Origin of the sequence: Pseudomonas sp. fls2-241-R2A-110, assembly GCF_030209165.1 — a bacterium.
Classification (GTDB): Bacteria; Pseudomonadota; Gammaproteobacteria; order Pseudomonadales; family Pseudomonadaceae; genus Aquipseudomonas.
The window spans coordinates 167,056-189,024 of record NZ_JARVSN010000011.1 but is presented as its reverse complement, the minus strand read 5'-3'; the positions used below and the strand labels follow the sequence as shown (position 1 = coordinate 189,024).

Sequence of the window (21,969 nt, the reverse complement as noted above, 5' to 3'; positions counted from 1 at the left end):
AGACGGCAGTCAGGGCCAACGTTAGGCTAAGTCACCATTTCTTACAAATGTATTCGGTGACTGCTATGCATGCCTTCAAACACCTCAAACGCGTGGTCACCGACTGGTTCTTGTGCGGCATGCTGATCGCCACGCTGCTGGCGTATTTCTTCCCGACCTTTGGCGCCACGGGCGGCGGCATGCACGCCGAATACGTGATCAACATCGGTGTGTTCCTGGTGTTCTTCCTTCACGGCGTCAACCTGTCCAGCGAGCAGATCCGTCACGGCCTGAAGAACTGGAAGCTGCATGTGATGGTGCAATGTTTCACCTTTGCGGTGTTTCCACTGATCTGGCTGCTGAGCGACACACTGCTGGGCTCGCACCTTCCATCACTGCTGATGCTGGGCTTCCTCTACCTCTGCGCCCTGCCCTCGACCATTTCCTCGTCCGTGGCCCTGACTGGCAGCGCAGGCGGCAACGTGCCGGCGGCGATTCTCAACGCCAGCCTGTCCAGTGTGCTGGGGATTTTCCTGACGCCGTTGCTGGTGAGCTTCGTGGTCGGCAGTGGTGCCGGCGGCATCGATTTGGGCTCGACCCTGCTCGATCTCTGCGCCATGTTGCTGTTGCCGCTGGTACTCGGCCAATTGGTGCGGCCACTGTTCGCCAAGTTTTTCGCGCGACACAAACGCTACACCAACGTCGCCGACAAACTGGTGATCCTGCTGCTGGTGTATGCGGCGTTCTGCAACTCGATGGTTTCGGGGATGTGGCAAAAGCAAGGCAACACAGTGATTCTGACGGCGCTGATCGGCAGTGCGATCCTGCTGGCGATCATCCTGTGGATGACCACCCGCACCGCCCGTGCGCTGAAATTCAGCCCGGCAGATGAGATCGCGGCGGTGTTCTGCGCCAGCAAGAAATCCCTGGCTGCCGGTGCACCGATGGCAGCGCTGATCTTCGGTGCCAACCCGGGCCTTGGCTTGATTCTGCTGCCGATCATGATCTATCACCCGTTGCAGTTGATCGTCTGCTCAGTGATGGCCGAGCGTTACGCCAACCTCAACCGTGAACGCATCGCGCAGCAAAACGCGCAACTGGTCAGCGCTCGATAATCGCCGTCACACCTTGACCACCGGCGGCGCAGATCGAGATCAAGCCTCGGCCCTTACCCGCCGCATCCAGCAGCTTCGCCAGGTTGGCAACAATGCGCCCGCCAGTCGCGGCAAACGGATGCCCCGCCGCCAGCGAACTGCCTTTGACGTTGAGTCGGCTGCGGTCGATGGAGCCCAGCGGCGCATCGAGGCCGAGGCGTGTTTTGCAAAACGCTGGATCTTCCCAGGCCTTCAACGTGCAGAGCACCTGCGCGGCGAAGGCTTCGTGGATTTCGTAATAATCGAAGTCCTGCAACGTCAGGCCATTGCGCGCCAACAAACGCGGCACTGCGTACACCGGCGCCATCAACAGCCCTTCGGCGCCATTGACGAAATCCACCGCCGCCGTCTCGCCATCGCGCAAGTAAGCGAGGATCGGCAAGCCACGTTCCTTCGCCCATTCCTCGCTGCCCAGCAGCACCAGCGATGCACCGTCGGTGAGTGGCGTGGAGTTGCCCGCCGTCAGCGTGCCCTTGGCGCTTTTCTCGAAGGCCGGTTTCAGCGCGGCGAGTTTTTCCAGGGTCAGGTCCGGGCGCAGATTGTTGTCGCGGGTCAGGCCGAGGAACGGCGTCATCAGATCGTTATGCCAGCCTTCGGTGTAGGACGCGGCCAGATTGCGATGGCTTTCCAGCGCCAGTTGATCCTGTTCTTCGCGTGGGATGTTCCAGGTCTGCGCCATCAATTCGCAGTGCTGGCCCATGGACAAACCAGTGCGCGGTTCTCCGTTGCGCGGGAACTCAGGGATCAAATCCCGGGGACGCAGTTGCAGAAAGGTTTTCAGTTTGTCGCCCGTGGTTTTGGCCCGGTTGGCTTCAAGCAACACCCGGCGCAAACCTTCACTGACGCTGATCGGCGCATCCGAAGTGGTGTCGACACCACCGGCAATCCCGCAATCGATCTGGCCCAGGGCAATCTTGTTCGCCACCAGCAACGCCGCTTCAAGCCCTGTGCCGCACGCCTGTTGGATGTCATAGGCCGGCGTGCTGGGGGACAACCGTGAGCCGAGCACGCACTCGCGCGTCAGGTTCATGTCTCGCGACAGTTTGAGCACGGCACCTGCCACCACTTCGCCGATGCGCAGGCCATGCAGGTTGTAGCGTTCGATCAGGCCTTCGAGCGCGGCGGTGAGCATCGCCTGATTGCTGGCGGTGGCGTACGGCCCGTTGGAGCGGGCGAAGGGGATACGGTTACCGCCGATAATCGCGACGCGGCGCAGCTGAGTCATGAAAAGCTCCTTGAAAAATTCTTATGTAAACACCGAACCTGTGGGAGCGGGCTTGCCCGCGATAGCGGTGTGTCAGCCGACTTAGATGCTGGATGTGTTGGCCTCTTCGCGGGCAAGCCCGCTCCCACAGTGATCTCATTTCCCACAAATCCGGTGTTCCAACTAATCTGCTGAGTTCAAGCGTAGGCCTAATCTCGTGGATCGAACGACTGATTGCCATTCGTGGTCCACACTTTGAACCCCAGCTGCCGGAGTGCGTTCCATGTCTGACCGTTATATCGACTTCGCCAATTCGTCCATCGGCCATCGTCTGGTCGGGGCCTTGGGGCTGCCGTCTCCGGTACGCCTGGAACGCTGGCAAGCAGGCCGGCTGCGGCCTGTCGAAGGAGCGCTGTTGATCGGCGGCGGCCCGTTGGCGGACAACGTCAGCGCCTTCGCCAATCGCCTGACCGATGCGATCTATGCCTACGGTGCCGAGCCGTCCCTGGCGACCGCGTGGATTCCCGGCCACGGTCCGAAAATCAAGGCAGTGGTGTTCGATGCCAGTGATGTGCTGCACACCGATCAGCTGAAACGGCTGCGCGAGTTCTTTCAACCGCTGATGAAAAACCTCGATAACAGTGCGCATCTGGTGATTCTGGGGCGTGCGCCAGAGACCTTGAGCGACCCGTTCGCCGCCAGCGCACAGCGCGCCCTGGAAGGTTTCAGCCGTTCGCTGGCCAAGGAGTTGCGCAGTGGCGGCACCTTGCAGCTGATCTATGTCGGCGAAGGGGCCGAGGATCAACTGGAAGGGCCGCTGCGGTTTTTCCTCTCGCCCAAAAGCGCGTTCGTCTCCGGCCAGGTCATCCGGTTGAAGGCCTGCGATACACAGGTGACGGACTGGACTCGCCCACTGGCCGGGCGCAAGGCGCTGATCACCGGTGCCGCGCGAGGCATTGGCGCCTCCATCGCCGAGACCCTGGCCCGTGACGGTGCCGAAGTGATCCTGCTCGACGTGCCACCGGCCAAAGCCGATCTGGATGCGCTCGCCGCACGCCTTGGCGGGCGCAGCATCACCCTAGACATTTGCGCCGAAGACGCCGCCGCGCAATTGATCGAACAACTGCCCGACGGTATCGACGTGGTGGTCCACAACGCAGGCATCACCCGCGATAAAACCCTGGCCAACATGACCCCGGAATTCTGGGATGCAGTGCTCGCGGTCAACCTCAACGCACCGCAAGTGCTGACCAAGGCGTTGCTCGACAGCGGCGCCTTGCATGACAACGGTCGGGTGATTTTGCTGGCCTCGATCAGCGGCATCGCCGGCAATCGCGGGCAAACCAATTACGCGGCAAGCAAGGCTGGCCTGATCGGGCTGGCTCAAGCCTGGGCACCGTTGATGAGCGAACGCGGCATCAGCATCAACGCCGTTGCGCCCGGCTTCATTGAAACGCAAATGACCGCACACCTGCCATTCGGCATCCGCGAGGCCGGGCGACGCATGAGTTCGCTTGGTCAGGGCGGCCTGCCACAGGACGTTGCCGAAGCAGTGGCCTGGCTCGCGCAACCGGGCACCGGCGCTTTCACCGGGCAAGCGTTGCGAGTCTGTGGACAAAGTGTTCTGGGGGCGTAGACATGATCATTGATTGGCACACGCTCAATCGCGAACCGAGCCTGCCTGCGCTGTATGTGCGGGCGGCGATACGGCGAAAAATCACCGGCACGACGTTGCCCGACACCGGTTTGCGCTGCTGGGTCGAGGTCGATCCCAACCGCCTGGCGGCGTATCGCAAGGTTTGCGGGTTTGCCGACAACGGTTTGCTGCCGCCGACCTACCCGCACATCCTGGCGTTTGCACTGCAGATGCAATTGCTCACGGCCAAGGAGTTTCCATTCCCGTTGCTGGGGCTGATTCACCTGAGCAACCGCATCCGGGTTTTACGGCCAATGGGTGGCGTGCATCGTGTTCGAGCCAGTGTTCAGGTGCAGAACCTGCAACCGCACGCGAAGGGCGCCACGTTCGACCTGGTGACCTCGCTCGAAGATCAGTTGGGGACCCTTTGGGAGGCTGAAAGCCGAATGTTGTGCAGGGGCGTGAAACTCGAGGGCGAACCCGTCGAGGACGTTCTGGCCCCGACCCTGGAAATGATGGAAGTGACGCGCTGGAAAGCCCCGGCAGACATCGGTCGGCAGTACGCAAAAGTGTCCGGGGACTACAACCCGATTCACCTGAGTGCCGCCAGCGCCAAACTGTTCGGCTTCCCGACTGCCATCGCCCATGGGCTGTGGAACAAGGCGCGCACATTGGCCGCGTTGAGTGAGCATCTGCCCACCGCCAATGTCGAGATCGAGGTGCAGTTCAAGAAACCGGTGCGGCTGCCCAGCGAAGTGACATTGCTGTCCAGCGCGGCAGGCTCCAGTGGCGATTTTCAGCTGGTGGGTGCGGGGGATCTTGAACACATGACGGGGCATTGGCGGCCCATCGCTTGAGTCGACCGTTCCCACGCTCGCGAGGGAACGGTTTTTCAGCCCTCATGCCATGGTCAATTGTGTCTATACACCTTTGGGTTTTCAGCGCCTTCTCAAGGAACGAGGCGTCGCATCTCAGGCTGCGGAAAAAGGTTATTCAGCGTTTCCAGCAACCGCACGTGGTAAATCGGCTTGCGAAACAGGTCAAGCACCTGCAGGCGCAACATATCGCTGACATCCTCCATGTCCGCATGCCCGGACGTGACGATCACCGGCAAATGTTGCCGTGAGGTGTGTTCGCGCAAGCGCCTGATCAGCGACATGCCGCTTTCCTCCGGCATGCGCAGATCAGTGATCACCAAGGCAATATCAGGATGGCGGGTCAAATGCTGCAGGGCGATCTTGACCGACGTTGCGGTGAAACAATTGAAGCCCTCCCCCTCCAGCAATTCCGCCAATTCCAGCAATGCGTCCTCTTCATCATCGACCAGAAGCAGCTGTTGACGTGGCAGCGCGTGCGCGTTCATGGGTAACTCCTGTAATGGACCAAGCGCTGACGTCAGTACCACTCAGGCACGCTGGCAAGCTGTAACGTTCATGGCGTCGCCGGCACCAACACATTTTTGATACCGGTGAAAATCAGCGTAATCGCACCCGAAATCGGTGTCATGAAAGCCGCCAGGGCCACGGCGGCCATGCCCGCGATAATGGCGTATTCGATACCCGAAGCCCCTTCGGTGTCTTTCGCCAGGTTGAAGTAGAAGGCAGCTTCGGACTTGATCTTCTGAACAATGTTCGTGAAGGACATAACGATTTCTCCTTGAGAGCAGCGGGTGTTGCACCGTCGCAACATGATTCCCCTGTGCCAGCATCAGCATTGTCGCCATTGTTCGTACCAACAACTGTAAGAACGCATTAACACTTTAGTAGTAAGCGCAGGCCGTGGACGTCGGAAAACAGCACCGGGCGCGTCAACCCTTTCCTTTTGTTAGATATTTTTTGGGCGCTAATGGCGTTTTGCTCTACCTGCGCTACCGTCCAATAGCGAAATAGTTCAATTTTTTTAGAGCCTGAATGCAAAAAATTTCTCGTCGAACGGCACGGGTCATCAAGCACCAGGGAAGGGGAAGCCGTCATGAACAGCCGAATCACCATGGGCCTGGCCGGATTGTTTCTGGTGGGCGCGCTGATTGCCGGTTACTGGGGACTCACGCTGAGCCGACAACCCTCTCCCGATCCCGTCGTGCAACCTGGCGTTGTCACTGCCACGCCAACCGCGCCCGCACCGGAGCCCGCAGACGATCCCACCCGCCAACCGGTTGTGGTCTTGCTGCACGATGTGGCGCCGTTCGTTCAGATCACGGCCGCCGATGTGACCCTGGAAAAACTGCGCACGGCCCCGGTCGGCAGTTTGACTCGACTGGATCAAGCGATTGGCCGCACGCCGTGGCGCGCACTGGCGGCAGGCACTTGGCTCAACGCTGAAAGCTTCGAAGCCGGCAGCGCACTGGCGCGAATGATTCGCCCCGATGAGCGCGCCCTTGCCGTCGCGGTAGATGAAGTGATCAATGCCGGTGGTCAACTCAGCCCGGGCGACTACGTCGACGTCCTGCTGTTTTTGCGCGCAGACGCCAACAACCCCCAGCAGTCGGCTCAAGTCGTGGTCCCGGCCTTGCGCGTCCTCGGAGTCGGCGAACAACTGGGACTGACCAACGATGGTCGACCTGCCAACCCGCCGCGCAGCACCGAAGAGCAACTCAAGCAAGACCAGCTGCGTGCCAGCGCCCGCTCGGTGTTGCTCGCCGTCCCCGAACCGCTGCTCAGTCGCCTGATGCTCGCGGCCCAGGCCGGCGTGTTGCGCCTCGCCGTGCGCAGCGCCGAAGAGAAACGCCTGGCGCAGTATTGGGCGGGCGCAAACAGTTCACCGGCCAACCTCGCCAATGCCAATCGAGACCTCGTGCAATTCAATCAGCTGGCCCTCGTCAGCCCTCCCAAACCACTCACCTTCGGTGGCGGCGCCGCACCTCGCCAAGCGCGGGTGGAAGTCATACGCGGTAATGAAGTGACCCAACAAACCCCCTGAGTCGAGCAAGGATGCATCTCAATGCACAGTCGTTCCATGCCCATGTCCGTGTTCCAAGGCCTGCTTTGGGTCTCCTTGATAAGCGGACTGCCGTTGAGCATGACCTTCGCCGCCACCGGCAATTGCGCCGCGCTGGGCTCGTTGCCTGCGACGCTGGAAGTCGGTGAAGGGCTGCAACAGGAGCTGCAATCGCCCGTAGCGATCACACGCCTGGCGGTCGGTGATCCGAAAATCGCCGACGTGCGAGTCAACGGCAACCAGGCCTTCCTGGTCACCGGCATGGCGCCCGGCGCCACCAGCCTGATGGTCTGGACGGCCTGCGCCAGCGCTCCGCGCCAAAGCATGGTGTTTGTCCAGGGACGGGCCACGGCGGCGATGACCCGCACGTCGTCCATGCCCTCGGAAGATCCCTTGCTGCCCTCGCAAGTACAAACCGACATCCGATTCGTGGAGGTCAGCCGGACCAAACTCAAAGAAGCCAGCACGTCGATCTTCGGTAAAAGTTCGAACTTCCTGTTTGGCTCCCCCGGCACCGTGCCCAACACCGCCGTGACCCCGCGCGTATTGCCATTGCGCAACATCGACCCGCGCATTGCCGTGCCCAGCATCCCGCTGGCCAATGACATGTTCAACATCGTCGCCGGGGGCGGCAATTTCCTCGCGATCATCAACGCCATGGAAGGCAGCGGCTTCGCCTACACACTGGCACGGCCGAGCCTGGTGGCGATCAGCGGGCAGAGTGCGAGCTTCCTGGCCGGTGGCGAAATTCCGATTCCGGTCCCCAGCGCCAACAGCAACAGCTACTCCATTGAGTACAAGGAATTCGGGATCCGGCTGACACTCACCCCGACCGTCGTCAGCACCGACCGCATCGCCTTGAAAGTGGCGCCGGAAGTCAGCGAACTCGACTACAACAACGGCGTGACGATCGGTGGCACTACCGTCCCGGCATTCACCATTCGCCGCACCGACACCAGCATCTCTCTGGCCGATGGCGAGAGCTTCGTCATCAGCGGGCTGATCAGTACGCAAAACGCCTCGCAGGTCGACAAGTTTCCGGGGCTGGGCGACATCCCGGTGATTGGCGCGTTTTTTCGCAGCTCCTCGATCAAGCGTGAAGAGCGCGAGCTGCTGATGATCGTCACCCCCCACCTGGTTCAACCGCTGGCCGCCAACGCGCAATTGCCGTCGCTGCCCGGTGAACAACTGCGCAACTACGACCCCGGGTTTTACCGCATGTACTTCCTGGAAAACGGCAACTTCGATAAACGCAGCGGGTTATCGCAATGAGCCAGAACCTGAGTCAAACCTTCCTCGCGATCACGCGTAACAGCACCGACCTTGAATGGCTGCAAGGCGCCCTCGCGCCCTTGGGTCAGGTCGTCAGCGCCGGCGGTGGCAGCCTCGACGAGTTGCTGGCGCTGGTCGATGTGACGTTCGCCAGCCTGGTGTTCGTCGGCCTGGATCGCGAGCACGTGGTGGCGCAGAGCACCTTGATCGAAGGCGCGCTGGAAGCCAAGCCGATGCTGGCCATCGTTGCGCTGGGCGACGGCATGGACAACCAGCTCGTGCTCAACGCCATGCGCGCCGGGGCCCGGGACTTCGTCGCCTATGGCTCACGCTCCAGTGAAGTCGCCGGGTTGGTGCGACGCCTCGGCAAACGCCTGCCGCCGGTGGCGCCGAGTAATCATCTGGGTGGACTGACCGTGCTGTATGGCGTGCAAAGCAATGCCGACGGTGCGCTGCTCGCCAACCACATGGCGCACGTGGTGCAAAAGAGTGGCCAGCAAACCTTGCTGCTGGACTTAGGCTTGCCCCGGGGCGACAGCCTGGCGCTGCTCGGGCTGGAGAGTTCGTATCATTTCGGCGATGCGCTGCGGCACGTACGACGCCTGGACTCGACCCTGATCGACAGTGCCTTCACCAGCGACGGCGACGGCCTGCGCATCCTTGCCTACGCCGGTCACGATGAACCGCTGGAGCTTACCAGTGCCGCCGAGCTGTACATGCTGCTGAGCGCCTTGCGCCAACACTTCCAGCACATCGTGGTCAACCTCACCGGGCAACCCGACTGCGAAGCGCTGCGCACCTTTGTCAGCCATTGCGACAAGCTGCTCTGGTACACCGATCAGAACGTCCTCGACTGTCGCCGCAATCTTGCGATGCTCAACCTGTGGCGCGAAAAAGGCATGAAGCTGGACCACGCCCGGCTGCTGATCGACCGCTATTTGCGCAACGTCGCACCGGACGCCGACACCCTCGGCAAAAGCTTCGGCATGGAGGTCATCGCCATCCTCGCCTGTAGCCCGGAAGTGCGGCTCAACGCAAAAAACCAGGGCGTGAGCCTGTTCGAACTGGCCCCGCGCGAAGCCTTGACCCAAAGCCTGCGTGCCCTCGGCGAACGCTTGGCCAAACGCTCCGAAAGCCTGTCCAAACCCAAGACCGGCTGGTTCAACCGCCTAAGGGGCGCGCAATGAACGGTGAAAAATTGTTCGGCGCCACTCAGCGCACGCCGACCGGCAACACCGACCACGAAGGCCTCAAACAGGTCCTGCACCGCTACATCATCGACGCCATTGAAGAGTCCGGAAAAAACCTGCTGGAGGGTTCGCGGCAGGTACTGTCGCAGTTCGTCATCGACAAAGTGGCCGAGTACATTGCGCGCCTGCACCTGGCGATTACCCGCTATGAAATGGAGCGACTGGCCGAAGAACTGGTCGATGAACTCACCGGTTTCGGCCCGCTGGAAGTGCTGCTGCGCGACCCGTCAGTGACCGAGATTCTGGTCAACGGCCCGCACCGGGTGTTCCTCGAACGCGAGGGCGTGTTGTATCAGAGCGACTTGCGTTTCATCGACGCACACCACGTCGAACGGGTCATGCAACGAATCCTCGCGCCGTTGGGCCGGCGGCTTGATGAGTCGTCGCCGATGGTCGATGCACGCCTGCCCGATGGCAGCCGGGTCAATGCAATCATTCCGCCCATCGCCCTCGACGGCCCCTGTTTGTCGATCCGGAAATTTCGCAAGGACATGCTTAAAAGCACCGACTTGATGGCGATGCAAACCATCGATCAGGCGATCTTCGATTTCATCCAGGAAGCCGTGGGCAAGCGCTGCAACATCCTGATCAGTGGCGGCACCGGCACCGGCAAAACCACGTTGTTGAATATTCTCAGCCAGTTGATCAACCCGCACGAACGACTGGTCACCATCGAGGACGTCGCCGAATTGCAGCTGGGCCACCCGCATGTCGTGCGCCTTGAAACTCGCCCGCCGAATGCCGAAGGCCACGGCGAAGTGAAGTCCAGCGACTTGATCCGAAACGCCCTGCGGATGCGCCCGGACCGGATCATCCTGGGTGAAATCCGCGGTGTCGAAGTGGTCGACGTGCTCACGGCGATGAACACCGGTCACGACGGTTCGATGAGCACCGTACACGCCAACAATGCCCAGGATGCACTGCTGAGGCTGGAAACCCTGGTCGGCCTGACCGGTCGCACGATTGCCGAAAAAACCCTGCGGCAAATGATCTGCGCGGCGCTGGACGTGGTGATCCAGTTGACGCGCATGCCTGATGGCCGGCGTTGCGTCAGCGAAGTGGTTGAAGTGGTAGGCGTGCGCGATGACGTCTATGTGACCAACACGTTGTTCAGGCTGGACCGGCGCACCGGCTACGGTTTTCTGCGTGAGGCAGTCAACCCTGCCGGAGACAAACTGCGTCGCGAGTCGGCGCTCCCCCTCTCACCCTATTAAGGGCCACGGCATGCTCAAACCGGTGCTGCTTATCCTCGTTTGCCTGGTGATGTTCGGCCTGTCGATCCGTTTGCTGCTCAGCGGACTACGCCAGACCGGGACCGAACGCGTTCTGCAACGCCTGACTCAGGGGCAGCCGGAACTGGCCGTCGAAAAATCGTCCTGGGCCGGCCTGGAAAGGGCTTTTCTGCGCGCCGGTCTCGGACGCCCGACCGAACGCCTGGGGACTTGGCTGCTGCTCTGGGCCTTGGTCATTCTGATCGGTTTCGCCAGCGCCGGCTGGATCGGTGCCGGGGTGTCACTGCTGGTGCCGCCTCTGGTCCTGCGGCTGTACATCAGCTGGCGCTATCAACGACGCCTCAAGCGCATGATCGAGCAACTGCCACCAATGCTCGATCACACCGTGCGCAGCCTGAAGTCCGGACGCACCCTCGCCGATGCCGTGCTGGGCGCCATCGATGCCGCCCAGGACCCGTTGAAAAATGCCATGGGCCGCGTGCAGCGCAACGTGCAGTTGGGCGTCAGCCTGCCGGACGCGGCCACCGACTTTGCAGAGCTGTATGAGAAAGACGAACTGCGCCTGTTTGCCTTGGGGCTGAAGGTCAATCACCGCTACGGCGGCAGCGCCAGCGAACTGCTGGAGAACCTGATCAAAATGATCCGCGAGCGCGAGCAGATCGCGCGACAACTGAGCGCCATGACCGGAGAAACCCGGGTGACCGCCTGGGTGTTGGGTAGCTTGCCAGTGGGCCTGGCCGGCTATTTTCTGGCCGCCAACCCCGCCTACTTGCTCGCCATGTGGCACGACAGCTCGGGACAAATCATGCTCGCCACCGCGTTCGGCTTGCAGGCCGTGGGCAGCCTGGCGCTCTGGCGTATGTTGCGCAGCGTATGAAAATCGCCCTGCTGATCAGTGCGCTGCTGTTTCTGGGAGCCACTCTTTTGCTGCTCAGCGCCCTGCTGCAACAACGCCGGCGCACGCGCCAGGTGGCCCAGCGACTGGACGGCAAGCGAGCCGAAAAACACCGCGTGGGTCTCTGGCTGCAGGCGCTTGGCAACAGCCCTATCGGTCAGCGCGCGGTCAATCTGGACAACGAGACCCAGACCCTGCTCAACCGTCTGGGCTGGCGCAGCGCCCGACGGCGCTCGCTGTTTGCCGCGTGCCAGGTCGGCGTCCCGGTGCTGGCGCTGTCCGTCAGCTTGCTGATCCAGAGTGTTTTCTACCCCAACGTGGAGAACCACTGGATCGCCCCGCTGTTTGCCACCGCCATCGGCTACTTGATGCCCAAACGCTTGCTCGTCGCAGCGGCACAACGTCGACAAAGACAACTGGCCACCGAGATCTCCACCTTCATTCCACTGCTGCGCATCCTGTTCGAGTCGGGCATGGCGGTGGAGCAGTCACTGCGCGTCATGAGCCTTGAAGGCAAAAACCTTCTGCCCACACTGACCCAGGAACTGCGCTTGGTGCTGGCCCGTGTCGACTCCGGCCTGGAGCTGGGCGAAGCGCTGAACAGGGCCAGTCACCTGCTGGCGGTCGATGAATTCACCGACACCTGCGTGATCCTGCAGCAGTTGATTCATCAGGGAGGCGGGGCGATGAAATCCCTGCTGGCGCTCAAGCAATTGTTCGATGACCGGCGCCTTACGCGCTTGCAGGAATACATCTCCAAGATGTCCGCCAAAATGTCCGTCGTGATGATGCTGTTTCTCTTCCCGGCGTTGTTGATCGTGCTGGCCGGCCCCGGGTTCACCGCCCTGGCGCGGGCCATTGGTTCATAGAGGGATGATGATGAAAGCAATGATTGCCGGTTTGAGCCTGCTGTTACTGGGCGGTTGCGCAACGAATAGTCAGGCACCCTGGAGCGCACTGACCCACACCGCCAGTTGCGGAAAATTGGGCGCTGATGAACAACTGTCGATGAACCTCGCCGACGACATGGCCAAGGACGGAAAACTGCACGCCAGCCTGGCCAATCTGCAACGTCTGCCCGACAACCTGGCCGACGTGCGCCTGCGCAAGGCCAAGGTTTACCGCCTGCTGGGCCGCAGTGAAGCCGAGCCGTTGTACCGCAGCCTGGTCGGCACCTGCCTGGCCGCCGAAGCCGAACAAGGTCTGGGCCAACTCGCCGCCGCCAAGGGCGATAACGCTCAGGCCCAAACCCACTTGCAACGCGCCGCCCAGTTGGCGCCCACCGATGAAAAAATCCGCAACGACCTCGGCGTGGTCTACCTCAATCAACGGCGCATCGAAGATGCACGCTTCGAGTTCCTGACGGCCATGGAACTCAAACAGAGCGATCAACTGGCGGCGTTGAATCTGGTGACGCTGTTGATCTACCAGGACGACTGGAGCCGCGCCGCCGAACTGGTCAGTCGCCTCGGCCTGAGCCCCGCCCAAGTCACCGAAGCCCAAGAGCGCGCGCAAAAACTCAAGGCCCCGGACAAGACAGGCCCGATCGCCACGAACCAAGTCGCCGCCGTGACGGTTGCGCCCCTTCAATAGAGAGAACATTGCGATGAAACCGATCTTCGTTTACCTCGCCCTGTTGACCTTGCCCCTCACCACCCACGCCCTCGACGGCCCCTCCTCGGCGCAACAACAGGAAACCGAAGGCTGGCTGCAACTGCAAAGCAGCAACAAGGCCGCCTCGCAGAAACCACAAACCTCAACCGCGACCGAACGCGAGCTGAGCATGCAGCGGTGGCTGAAAAGCTATGAGCATGAGATCCCGAAATTTTTTGACCAGAATGAAGGAGGTACGGTGTCCAGCGGGTCTGGGGGATAACCTTCGGAGGTGATTCGCCTGATCCATCGCCTTCGCGGGCAAGGCCGCTCCCACAGGTATTGCGCGGCCCTGCTCGCGAAGAACGAAAACGTCGCCTGACAGTTACACCGTGGCTAGCGGGACATCCACATTATCCAGCGCGCGATTCACCGCCAACTCGGCCAGCATGATGATCTGCTGGATCGCCAGCGCCGTATGCCGCTGCGGCCCCTCCAGATTCGTCGCAAAATCACTCGCCAGAACACTCGCCGACGCCAGGGATTCGCAAGCGTGAGCCAATAGGCTTTCGTTATCGATATCGGCGGCGACAACGAACATCGTGCTGGGCTTACGGATGACAGGCGCTTTCAGCACAGACGGATTGAGGTAGTGATCGAGCGCGCGGTCGGCGGCTTCGTTGAGTTTTTTCGGATCGAGGGGATCGTAGGGGGAAACGTCGTCGGCTTGCGGGGGATTGGGGGTTGCTTTGAACATGGTGACACCTCAGAAGTTAACTGGAGCCACGTCCAAATTGCCGCGATGCAAAATGGGGTGGCGACTGTACGCGGGTTCGCGGACCGATTCTGAGGCAACTCGGCATACCCGAAGGTATCCCGCGCACAGACGCCATGACACGAAATGACAGACACCGGAAAGTGCTGTAAATCGGGCGAGTGATTATGCCTCAGTTGAATGGACCGCGAAGTCCGACCGCTGATTAGCAGCGATGCGGAAACGATAGAGACCAGGGTCAAAGCACACAAGCCGGCGGATTCTGGCGCAGCCGTAGGCAACGGCGCAAGAATCTGTAGGTCTCAGGAAGGAATGCTAAACACCATTAAACAACGCCATCGAATCAGCACACAGTCGCTATGGGGGCGAGCCTGCTCTGGACGGCGTTCCGTCGATGGAGGTCTGTCATCCAACGTTGATGGTGAATGACAGACCGCCATCGCTGGCAGGCCAGCTCCCACAGTTGAATTGTGTACATCTGCATGAGATTGGTTGGCCGGCAGGTCGCCATCGTCGGAACGCCGCCCGGAGCAAGCCCACTCCTACACGGTATGAGTGTACAACTTGAAGAAAATGGTCGGCTGTCTCCACTTGCCGCTTCTCGCACGGCGAAGAGGTGGCAGCTATGTGCGAGGTGAGAAGACCGGTATGGACACCCGGCAGGACCGAAGTCCGCCCGCACACAGCCGCCATAATGCATTGACCGGCAGCGATTATGCGTGAACAGACAATGGCGACAGCGAGAGGTTAGATACACGGCTTCCTACCCGGCAACCTTAAAAATGCGTGGGAAAGGGCTGTGTTTCTTACACATCGCTCAGCACAAAAATGGAACGCGGAGCGTCCCTGGCTGCATTCCCACGCGGAGCGTAGGGAACGATCATGGGGTAGCAGGAAGAGATTGGTCGGCTGGCAGGCCGCCATCGCTGCGATGCGGCGACCCGACAGGCCAGCTCCCACAATGGACCGATGTCTACCGCCCGCTCTTCACCACTCAACAGGCCGAGCGGTAGCTCGCCTGCAGCTCTTGATCTTGATCTGGCTTTTGATCTGCCCGCCCCTTCGGCAGGCTTCGCTCCGGCATTCATCTGGGGGGCAGGCGCGTAGCGCCGTTCGACGAAGTCGAACACATCGAGAGGAGGTCGTCGCGAAGCAGACCGGAGGCGATGCCCCCAGATGAATGCCGGAGCGAAGGAACACCGAGCCTAAGCGAGGGGCCGAACGCCGGGGCAAGCCTTTTTGGGTACTTTTTTGGCGTTTGAAAAAAGTGCCTCGCCGTAAGGGCGAAACCGCCAGCCGCCATTACCGCAGCAACGGATATACCCCCCATCAAAAACCAGCAAAAACCTCAGTAAGCAGTAACCCGCCGAAGCCCCCCAGCCCCACCAGGCGAAAGCGCCAAAGCCAACTGCGTCCGATTATGCATATGCGTCAACCGCAAAACCTGCGACACATACAACTTCACCGTGTTCTCCGTAATCCCCAACTCACAAGCAATCTGATAATTGGTCTGCCCCTTACCCACCAACTGCGCCACCTCCAACTGCCGTGGCGACAACTGATGGAAAGCCGCCGGAAGCCGCACCCGATCCCCGACATCGCCATCAGAAAAATCCGACGGCTGCGGACCCCGGCGAACCCTATCCAGATCCTGATACAGATCATCGATAGACTCCGACAGATACTGCAGCTTCTGATTCAAATGCCCCAGCTGCACACTCTTCTGCCGCTCCTGCAACGCCACCTCCTGACGCTGAACACCTTCGAGCAACTCATCCAGATCAATCGGCTTCTGATAATAATCAGACACGCCAGCGCGCAACGCCTTGATCACATCCTGCTTGTCCGCACGCCCCGTGAGCATGATCGCTTCGAACGCACGATGCTTACCCGCCAACACCTGCAACGCCTGAACCAACTCAAGCCCGTTCTTGTCAGGCATATGCAAATCAAAGAGCACCAGACCAATCTCCAGATCATCCTGAAACTGCTCGATGGCTTGCCTGCCGGACTCGCAAGGAACACAACGATAGCCATTCTCTTGAAGAAACTCACAGAGCTCTTCGACAATCAGCGGTTGATCGTCCACCACGAGGATTTTTACAGCCGATGTAAACTTGTTCACGAGCAACTCCTTGCGGGGTCAGGTCAAGGCTGACCGTTCCTGTACTTGCATCAACAGGCTGTACAACAACTGATTTGAAAGTAGACGCACTTTCCAACTCTGTACATAGACGTACCGGCGCCTGGCGACTAGTGAATCCAGGCGAGCGCGAACAAAAATCCGACCAGCACAAACGGAGCAAACGGCGGCTTTTTTGACGATTCTGGCCCTAGATATCGAAGAATATCCCTAACCCTTTGACTCATATGAAGCCAGACTTTTGGCGCGAGCAGCAGCCAAAGGACGCTGGCCAATCCGGCACCGATGAACACGCCCAGCAGCACCCTACCGTCTGTCGCCAAACCCAAGGCTGTCATTAATTTCACATCGCCGGCCCCCAGGCGTCGCAACGCATAGCCGGGCAAGGTGAAGGCCAGCGCCAGCAAAAAAGCCCAGCCACCCTGCGCCGCCTCGGCGCCCAGCCAAGTGGTGTCAGTCCAAAGCAGATAGGCGAGTGCCAGTAAGCCGCCCCCCAGGGTCAGGCCATTGGCAATGTGTTTTTCTCGAGCATCCTGGGCGGCGCATAACGCCAGCCAGGTCAGTAGGACAAGGCTCTGCATTCGGTAAAAAACATCCGTTATGGCTGAATGATTCTATGCTGATATTACGCAGTGACAGTCAGGGTAGACGCGCGCATGAAAACAGGCCTCCCCCGCAAGCAAAAAGGCGCCGTGGCGATTGAGTTTGCCTTGGTGTTCGTGATCTTTTTCGCCGTGTTTTATGGAATCGTGAGTTACAGCCTGCCGCTGTTACTGATGCAATCGTTCAATCAGTCGACCGCCGAAGCGGTGCGTCGCAGCGTGGCGCTCGACCCGAGCACACCTGGCTACGCCACCGCCGTGCGAACCGTTGCTACCACGGAGTTGAGCCGGCAGCTGGCGTGGATTCCCGCCGCGCTGAACTTCAATGTCGCCACCGATGCCAGTGCCACTTATGTGGGCGGAGTCTTGAAGGTCACCATCAACTACCCCACCAGCAAATTGAACCGGGTGATCCCGTTTCTGGTGCTGCCGGGAATCGGCCCGGTGCCCAACCTGCCGGCCAACCTCACCGCCAGTTCGAGCCTGCAATTTTGAGTTCCGGGGACAAACTCTTCGGGCGTCTGCTTAACCGCCAACCGCCGCTGCCACTGGCGCCGCCCGACACCCCGAACGTGCCAACTGTCGGCCTGCAATTGCACCTGGACGCCGAAGGTCGGGTGCTGCACCTGACCGGTCCGCTACGCCATGCCCTGGCTCAGCAAATACCCGCCGCGCAGGCATCGCCCTTGCTCGATTACCTCATGCCCCACAGCAGCCTCGCCGTCGAAGGCACACCGTCGGACTGGCAAGGACAAATGCTGGACCTGGACTTTTACAGCCTCAGCGGACACCCGCTGCACTTGCGTGGCTGGGTTCAGCCCTTGGCGAACGGCTGGCTATTGCAGCTGCTGGACATCGGCGACTTGTTGCTTGAGCGTCGACAATCACGCAGTCGCGAACACAATCATTTGCTCGCGGCCAAAATCAGCGAACAGCTACGCCTGTGCAGCCTGACGCGACTGGCTGACGTATTGGCGGATCAACTCCAAAGTCTGGCTCAGCGCTTTCATATTCCCTGCTTCGCAGTGGCATTGCTCGATGAGCAGGGACAGGGCTGGCAAATTCATCAGCATTACGTCGCCTGCGACGCCCCTCAGCTCTGGAAAAACAACCAACGACTGGGCACCGGGCTCGACAGTTTGAGCGGCACCGCGGTGCATCACCTGACGTTCGGCGAGCACCCTCGCCTGCACGATATCTTCGGCCATGCCGAAGGGCTGGCGGTGCCGTATTACGATGCGCACGGCGTGGTCGCCTGGTTGCTGTGTGGTTGTTATGCGGCGCAGCGCGGCGCCCCCGACCTGAACGACAGCGACTGGTTGCTACTCACCGCCGCCCTCGCCAGCCCCTTGCTGGAACGGTTGCGCGAGCATCGGCATCACCTGCAACTGGAACGTCTGGACTCGTTGCAAGCGTTACTCGGCACCGGATGGCTCGAGGTTTTCAGCACCAGCGCCGAAGTGCAATTGGCGCCATCGCTCGCCGACACGCTGAGCTTGCCCGCGACCCGGGTGCCGCTGAGCGAATGGCTTGATCGCGTGCACCCTGCCGACCGCGAGGAACTGCGCAGTCGTCTGCAAGACTGGCAGGACGATGTCGCTCCGTTGCTTCTGTGTGTGCGCTTGCATTGCCCTGACGGGACTCAAGCACCGCGTTGGTATCGCTTGCAAGGCCAGGCACTGGGTGCCGGAATCAACCGCCGACTGGTCGGCTTCATGCTCGACATCAGCGACATCAAGATCCAAGAGCAGAACGCTTCGACGGCCCATGCCCGACTGGACAATCTGATCGCCAGTTCGCCGGCGGTGATCTATGTGCAGCGTTACGTCGAAGGTGCGCTGCTACCGACATTTTTCAGCGCCAGCCTGCAACCCTTGCTCGGCCTGGAGCTGGCCGATTGCAATGCCGGCGCACTGACGGAACGGGTTCATCCCGAGGACCGCGACCGCTATTTTGAGCGCACCCGACTGTTGTTGCGCGAAGGCTCGGTGCGCAGTCGCTATCGACTGCGCGACGGCAGCGGCAATTACCACTGGCTGCTCGACGAAGCCAAACTGCTGCGCAACGACCTGGGCCTGCCGGTGGAAGCCGTTGGCTTGTGGCTGGATGTCACTGAAGCGACCCTCGCCACCGAGCAGGTCAAACAGAGCGAAGAGCGCTACCGAATACTGGTGGAGGATTCCCCGGCGATGATCTGTCGGTATCGCCCGGACCTGAGCCTGATCTTTGGTAACCGGCCACTGGCGAGGTATCTGGAATGTCAGCCTGAGCAACTGCCGGGGGTGGATCTGGGCAGCTGGATGTCAGACGAACAACGCGCAGCGTTCCTCCAGCGGCTCAGCCGACTGAGCCCGGACGCACCGGTCAGCACCGCGGAAATCAGTCTGCAATTGCCAGGACGGGAACATGCGTGGTGGGTCTGGTCGGATCGCGGGGTGTTCGATGATCAGGGCCGCCTGCTCGAGATCCAGGCCGTGGGCCGCGACAACACCAAAGTCCGGCGCTCCCAGCAACAACTCATGCAAAGCGCGAAAATGGCCACCCTCGGCGAAATGGCCACCGGGCTGGCCCATGAAATCAATCAGCCGCTGAACGTGATGCGCATGGCCATCGTCAATGTGCTCAAGCGCCTGAACAGCGGTGACGTGCAGCTCGATTATCTGACCGACAAGCTCAACCGCATCGACGCGCAGGTCCAGCGTGCTGCGCGGGTGGTGGATCACATGCGAGTGTTCGGCCGCCGCTCGGAGATCGAGCAGCAGCCCTTCAATCCGGCCGAGGCGATCCAGGGCACGCTGTCACTGCTGGCCGAAGGCATGCGTGGCAAAGGCGTCGAGCTGCGGATCAGTCAGACCGATTTTGAGGTGCAGGTGCGCGGCTATATCGATCAACTGGAACAGGTGCTGATCAACCTGATGGTCAATGCCCGGGACGCATTGCTGAGCAAACGCGAGTCCGATCGTGAATTCAAACCGTGGATTTCGCTGTACGCCGAAACGGATAAGCAATCGGTGCGATTGTGGGTCGAAGACAACGGCGGCGGTATCGATCCACGGTTGCTGGACAAGATTTTCGAACCGTTCTTCACCACCAAACCGGCGGGCATCGGCACCGGGCTGGGGCTGTCGGTGAGCTATGGCATCGTCGAAAATATGGGCGGCCGCTTGAGCGTGAGAAATACGGTCGAGGGCGCCCGGTTCTGCATTGAGCTGCCAATCGCCAACGGCGATCAGATCACCAGTGACGCACGCCCGGATTGACAGCTGAGGTTGGCGCCGACATCGACCTTGTTCAGGTCGATGCCCAGACTGACCAGCAGCGTATTGATCAAGGTATCGAGCAATGGGCTGAGCACTCCGTTGATAGTGTCGACCAGGACACTGGTGACGCCGCTGAGAATTGTCCCCAGACCACTCACCAGACTGCCCGTCGGGCCATACATGTTGACCTTGATATTGGTCAGCGTGTCGGACAGGCTGCTGACGATATTGCTGGTGGAAAAGGAATAGTAAAACGGTGGCTGGTTGATCTCCGGCAGGCTGGTTGCCGGTGGCGCGGAATAGACGTGCGGGATATTGGCGTTCTGCGCCACGGTGGTGTCGACCATGATATCGATCCCGCCGCCGACGCCGGGAACCCGTGGGTCGCAACTGACGGGAAAGATCAGGAAGCGGCGACAGGTTTTCACCCCGATATCGATCACCTTCAACGGCTGCACCACCACGGCTGGCGGCGCGGTGTTGCTGCCGAACGTCGTGTTCGGGTCAATCTTGCCGACTTTCAGATTCACCAAGGACGTGCTGGTATTAGTGGTCAATGTTTTGCTGGTCGGACTAAGGCAGCTGTAGGCGGTGACGTAACTGTTGGCGCTTGCCACGTCCACTGCGACGTCGAGGCCCACGACATTGGAAAGCGGCACGATCGACGGGGTCTGACAGTCAGCCCCCAGCGCGCAGGTCAGTGAATCGATGACACCGACCAGATCAAGATGCAGCAAGGCCTTCAAGGTATTGGTCAGGGGGCCGGCCAGATCGGCCGCGGCTTCGAGCAACGGTTGGATGGCGCTCAGAATGGGCAGGTTGATCGACAGCAGCGTGCGCACCTGAGCCGTTTTCACATAGATCCGATTGGGCCCCAAAGGCGCGAGTGCGGCGTGTTTCGGATTGCCGATGGCGGAGAGTTGGGGCGGCTCCAGGACTTGTACCCGAGCGGTGATTTGCGCCAGCCCCGAAAGGCTGATCGGCAGGGTCGCCACCAGGCCGTTTTTCTTGTTGGCCAGTTGCACGACGGCCTCGATCAGGTCGAACACTTTCAGGTTGGTCGCCAGTGCTGTCACGTTGCTGCCGGTTTCAATGTGCAGCATGTTGCCCAGTACAACGGTGGTCGCGCCGGCCGCGACTTTCAGCGCTTGAAGGCTGCCGATGGTGGCCGTCGCGCCGAGTGTGCCGCTGGGGTCCAGCACGTTGACGGCGGTCTGGATCAACTGGCTGACGGCAATCGTATTGCCCAGCACCTGGTCATACCCGGCGGCACTGAGGTTGAGGTCGACTTTCAGCCGGTCGAGGTAGCCGAGCAGGCTGATGTTGGTGTTCACCAGTCCGTTCCAGCCGACGGCATTGATGTTCAGGTTACCGCCGAGCAACCCACCGAATAACGCATTGAGCATGACCGACTTGCTGGTATCGACACTCAGCGCTGTACTGCGAATGGTCAGCGAAGCCAGGGGTGGCGGTAAGGCGGCGACCGCCGTGGCTGACAGGTTGATCGTCGCCCCGCGTGGCGCGCCACCGAACAGTGCGCCGATGCCGCCGGCGAAACTCTGCGGGACCACATGGCTGGCGATCACTCGAATGGCTTCGCTTTTGCTTGGGTCGCCGGCAAAGACTCGAAGATTATTGGCGTCCAGGGTCAAGACGCCGCAAGCCACCTGCAGGTTGCGGTTGGGGCCGGGAAAGCTGAAGCCATTGCGGTTGGCGCTGGCGTTGGCATATACCGTGGCCGTGGCCCCCGCGGCGCAATCACCGCCTCGGGTCGAGGCTTCAAGTGCGGCCATGTCCGCCACGCGCTGCAGGTCGCGCTTTTCCAGGTACAACCGACCGCTGTCGACCACCACCAGCACAAACACCAGGGCCATGCCCAGCGTCAGCGCCGCCATCATGCCGATAGCCCCGCGTTGTCGGGTCGGGCCGTAGAACTGCTGTCGGGAAGACATCGCGCACTCCTTTGCCGGTGCACAACCGAGGGCTACCTCCTTGGGTCAAAAGCAGTGTAGACAAGGCGCGGCAAGACTGCTGGCA

Annotated in this window: 20 protein-coding genes; 13 read left to right on the top strand and 7 right to left on the bottom strand. The window is 60.8% G+C overall.

Annotated elements, in window-relative coordinates; translation table 11 throughout:
• The first annotated feature begins 65 nt into the window (after nt 1-65).
• Complete coding sequence (locus QRN31_RS10790) at nt 66-1,094, top strand: bile acid:sodium symporter family protein (RefSeq protein WP_285431934.1); 1,029 nt, start codon at nt 66-68, stop codon at nt 1,092-1,094.
• Here QRN31_RS10790 and QRN31_RS10785 read toward each other — a convergent pair.
• Nucleotides 1,081-2,358: an acetyl-CoA C-acetyltransferase gene (locus tag QRN31_RS10785; RefSeq protein WP_285431933.1), complete on the bottom strand. Its 1,278-nt coding sequence runs from the start codon at nt 2,356-2,358 to the stop codon at nt 1,081-1,083. The genes QRN31_RS10790 and QRN31_RS10785 overlap by 14 nt on opposite strands.
• 262 nt (nt 2,359-2,620) lie before the next feature.
• Here QRN31_RS10785 and QRN31_RS10780 point away from each other — a divergent pair, with 262 nt between their 5' ends.
• Nucleotides 2,621-3,973 carry a 3-oxoacyl-ACP reductase gene (locus QRN31_RS10780; protein WP_285431932.1) on the top strand — a complete coding sequence of 451 codons (1,353 nt, stop codon included), beginning with the start codon at nt 2,621-2,623 and terminating at the stop codon, nt 3,971-3,973.
• A 2-nt stretch (nt 3,974-3,975) separates the two neighbouring features.
• Entirely contained in the window at nt 3,976-4,830 is an 855-nt protein-coding gene (locus tag QRN31_RS10775) for a MaoC family dehydratase (protein ID WP_285431931.1), read from the top strand.
• Nucleotides 4,831-4,922: 92 nt separating this feature from the next.
• Here the strand turns inward: QRN31_RS10775 and QRN31_RS10770 are convergent, their stop codons facing one another.
• Nucleotides 4,923-5,336, bottom strand: a complete 414-nt coding sequence (locus tag QRN31_RS10770) for a response regulator (RefSeq protein WP_285431930.1) — start codon at nt 5,334-5,336, stop codon at nt 4,923-4,925.
• A gap of 68 nt (nt 5,337-5,404) precedes the next feature.
• Complete coding sequence (locus tag QRN31_RS10765; RefSeq protein ID WP_090175965.1) at nt 5,405-5,617, bottom strand: Flp family type IVb pilin; 213 nt, start codon at nt 5,615-5,617, stop codon at nt 5,405-5,407.
• A gap of 327 nt (nt 5,618-5,944) precedes the next feature.
• On the opposite strand from QRN31_RS10765, the gene cpaB reads away from it, so the two are divergent.
• The 8 genes from cpaB to QRN31_RS10725 are packed head-to-tail and all read left to right on the top strand — an operon-like array spanning nt 5,945 to nt 13,435.
• Nucleotides 5,945-6,892, top strand: a complete 948-nt coding sequence (gene cpaB / locus QRN31_RS10760) for a Flp pilus assembly protein CpaB (RefSeq protein WP_285431929.1) — start codon at nt 5,945-5,947, stop codon at nt 6,890-6,892.
• Nucleotides 6,893-6,913: 21 nt separating this feature from the next.
• Entirely contained in the window at nt 6,914-8,182 is a 1,269-nt protein-coding gene (locus tag QRN31_RS10755; RefSeq protein ID WP_285431927.1) for a type II and III secretion system protein family protein, read from the top strand.
• A complete protein-coding gene (locus tag QRN31_RS10750) occupies nt 8,179-9,369 on the top strand; it encodes a CpaE/TadZ family protein (RefSeq protein WP_285431926.1) in 1,191 nt (396 codons plus the stop codon). The genes QRN31_RS10755 and QRN31_RS10750 overlap by 4 nt, the downstream gene beginning before the upstream one ends.
• The gene (locus tag QRN31_RS10745; RefSeq protein WP_285431924.1) at nt 9,366-10,646 is read left to right on the top strand and encodes a TadA family conjugal transfer-associated ATPase; all 1,281 of its coding nucleotides are present in this window, start codon (nt 9,366-9,368) and stop codon (nt 10,644-10,646) included. Before QRN31_RS10750 ends, QRN31_RS10745 begins: the two co-directional genes overlap by 4 nt.
• A 10-nt stretch (nt 10,647-10,656) precedes the next feature.
• Complete coding sequence (locus QRN31_RS10740) at nt 10,657-11,541, top strand: type II secretion system F family protein (protein WP_285431922.1); 885 nt, start codon at nt 10,657-10,659, stop codon at nt 11,539-11,541.
• Nucleotides 11,538-12,428, top strand: a complete 891-nt coding sequence (locus QRN31_RS10735; protein WP_285431920.1) for a type II secretion system F family protein — start codon at nt 11,538-11,540, stop codon at nt 12,426-12,428. Before QRN31_RS10740 ends, QRN31_RS10735 begins: the two co-directional genes overlap by 4 nt.
• A gap of 10 nt (nt 12,429-12,438) precedes the next feature.
• Complete coding sequence (locus QRN31_RS10730; protein ID WP_285431919.1) at nt 12,439-13,152, top strand: tetratricopeptide repeat protein; 714 nt, start codon at nt 12,439-12,441, stop codon at nt 13,150-13,152.
• A gap of 13 nt (nt 13,153-13,165) precedes the next feature.
• A complete protein-coding gene (locus tag QRN31_RS10725; protein WP_285431917.1) occupies nt 13,166-13,435 on the top strand; it encodes a DUF3613 domain-containing protein in 270 nt (89 codons plus the stop codon).
• A 102-nt stretch (nt 13,436-13,537) separates the two neighbouring features.
• On the opposite strand, the gene QRN31_RS10720 is transcribed toward QRN31_RS10725, so the two are convergent.
• The 3 genes from QRN31_RS10720 to QRN31_RS10710 form a co-directional block, all read right to left on the bottom strand.
• Nucleotides 13,538-13,909, bottom strand: coding sequence for a DUF6124 family protein (locus QRN31_RS10720; protein ID WP_285431916.1), 372 nt, complete (start codon nt 13,907-13,909; stop codon nt 13,538-13,540).
• Between the two features lie 1,366 nt (nt 13,910-15,275).
• Entirely contained in the window at nt 15,276-16,052 is a 777-nt protein-coding gene (locus QRN31_RS10715; RefSeq protein WP_285431914.1) for a response regulator transcription factor, read from the bottom strand.
• A 128-nt stretch (nt 16,053-16,180) separates the two neighbouring features.
• Nucleotides 16,181-16,651: a prepilin peptidase gene (locus QRN31_RS10710; protein WP_285431913.1), complete on the bottom strand. Its 471-nt coding sequence runs from the start codon at nt 16,649-16,651 to the stop codon at nt 16,181-16,183.
• Nucleotides 16,652-16,726: 75 nt separating this feature from the next.
• On the opposite strand from QRN31_RS10710, the gene QRN31_RS10705 reads away from it, so the two are divergent.
• The gene (locus QRN31_RS10705; protein ID WP_285431912.1) at nt 16,727-17,167 is read left to right on the top strand and encodes a TadE/TadG family type IV pilus assembly protein; all 441 of its coding nucleotides are present in this window, start codon (nt 16,727-16,729) and stop codon (nt 17,165-17,167) included.
• Nucleotides 17,164-19,932, top strand: coding sequence for an ATP-binding protein (locus tag QRN31_RS10700; protein ID WP_285431911.1), 2,769 nt, complete (start codon nt 17,164-17,166; stop codon nt 19,930-19,932). The genes QRN31_RS10705 and QRN31_RS10700 overlap by 4 nt, the downstream gene beginning before the upstream one ends.
• On the opposite strand, the gene QRN31_RS10695 is transcribed toward QRN31_RS10700, so the two are convergent.
• Nucleotides 19,902-21,884: a TadG family pilus assembly protein gene (locus QRN31_RS10695; protein WP_285431910.1), complete on the bottom strand. Its 1,983-nt coding sequence runs from the start codon at nt 21,882-21,884 to the stop codon at nt 19,902-19,904. The two genes, QRN31_RS10700 and QRN31_RS10695, sit on opposite strands and share 31 nt — an antisense overlap.
• Between the last annotated feature and the right edge of the window lie 85 nt (nt 21,885-21,969).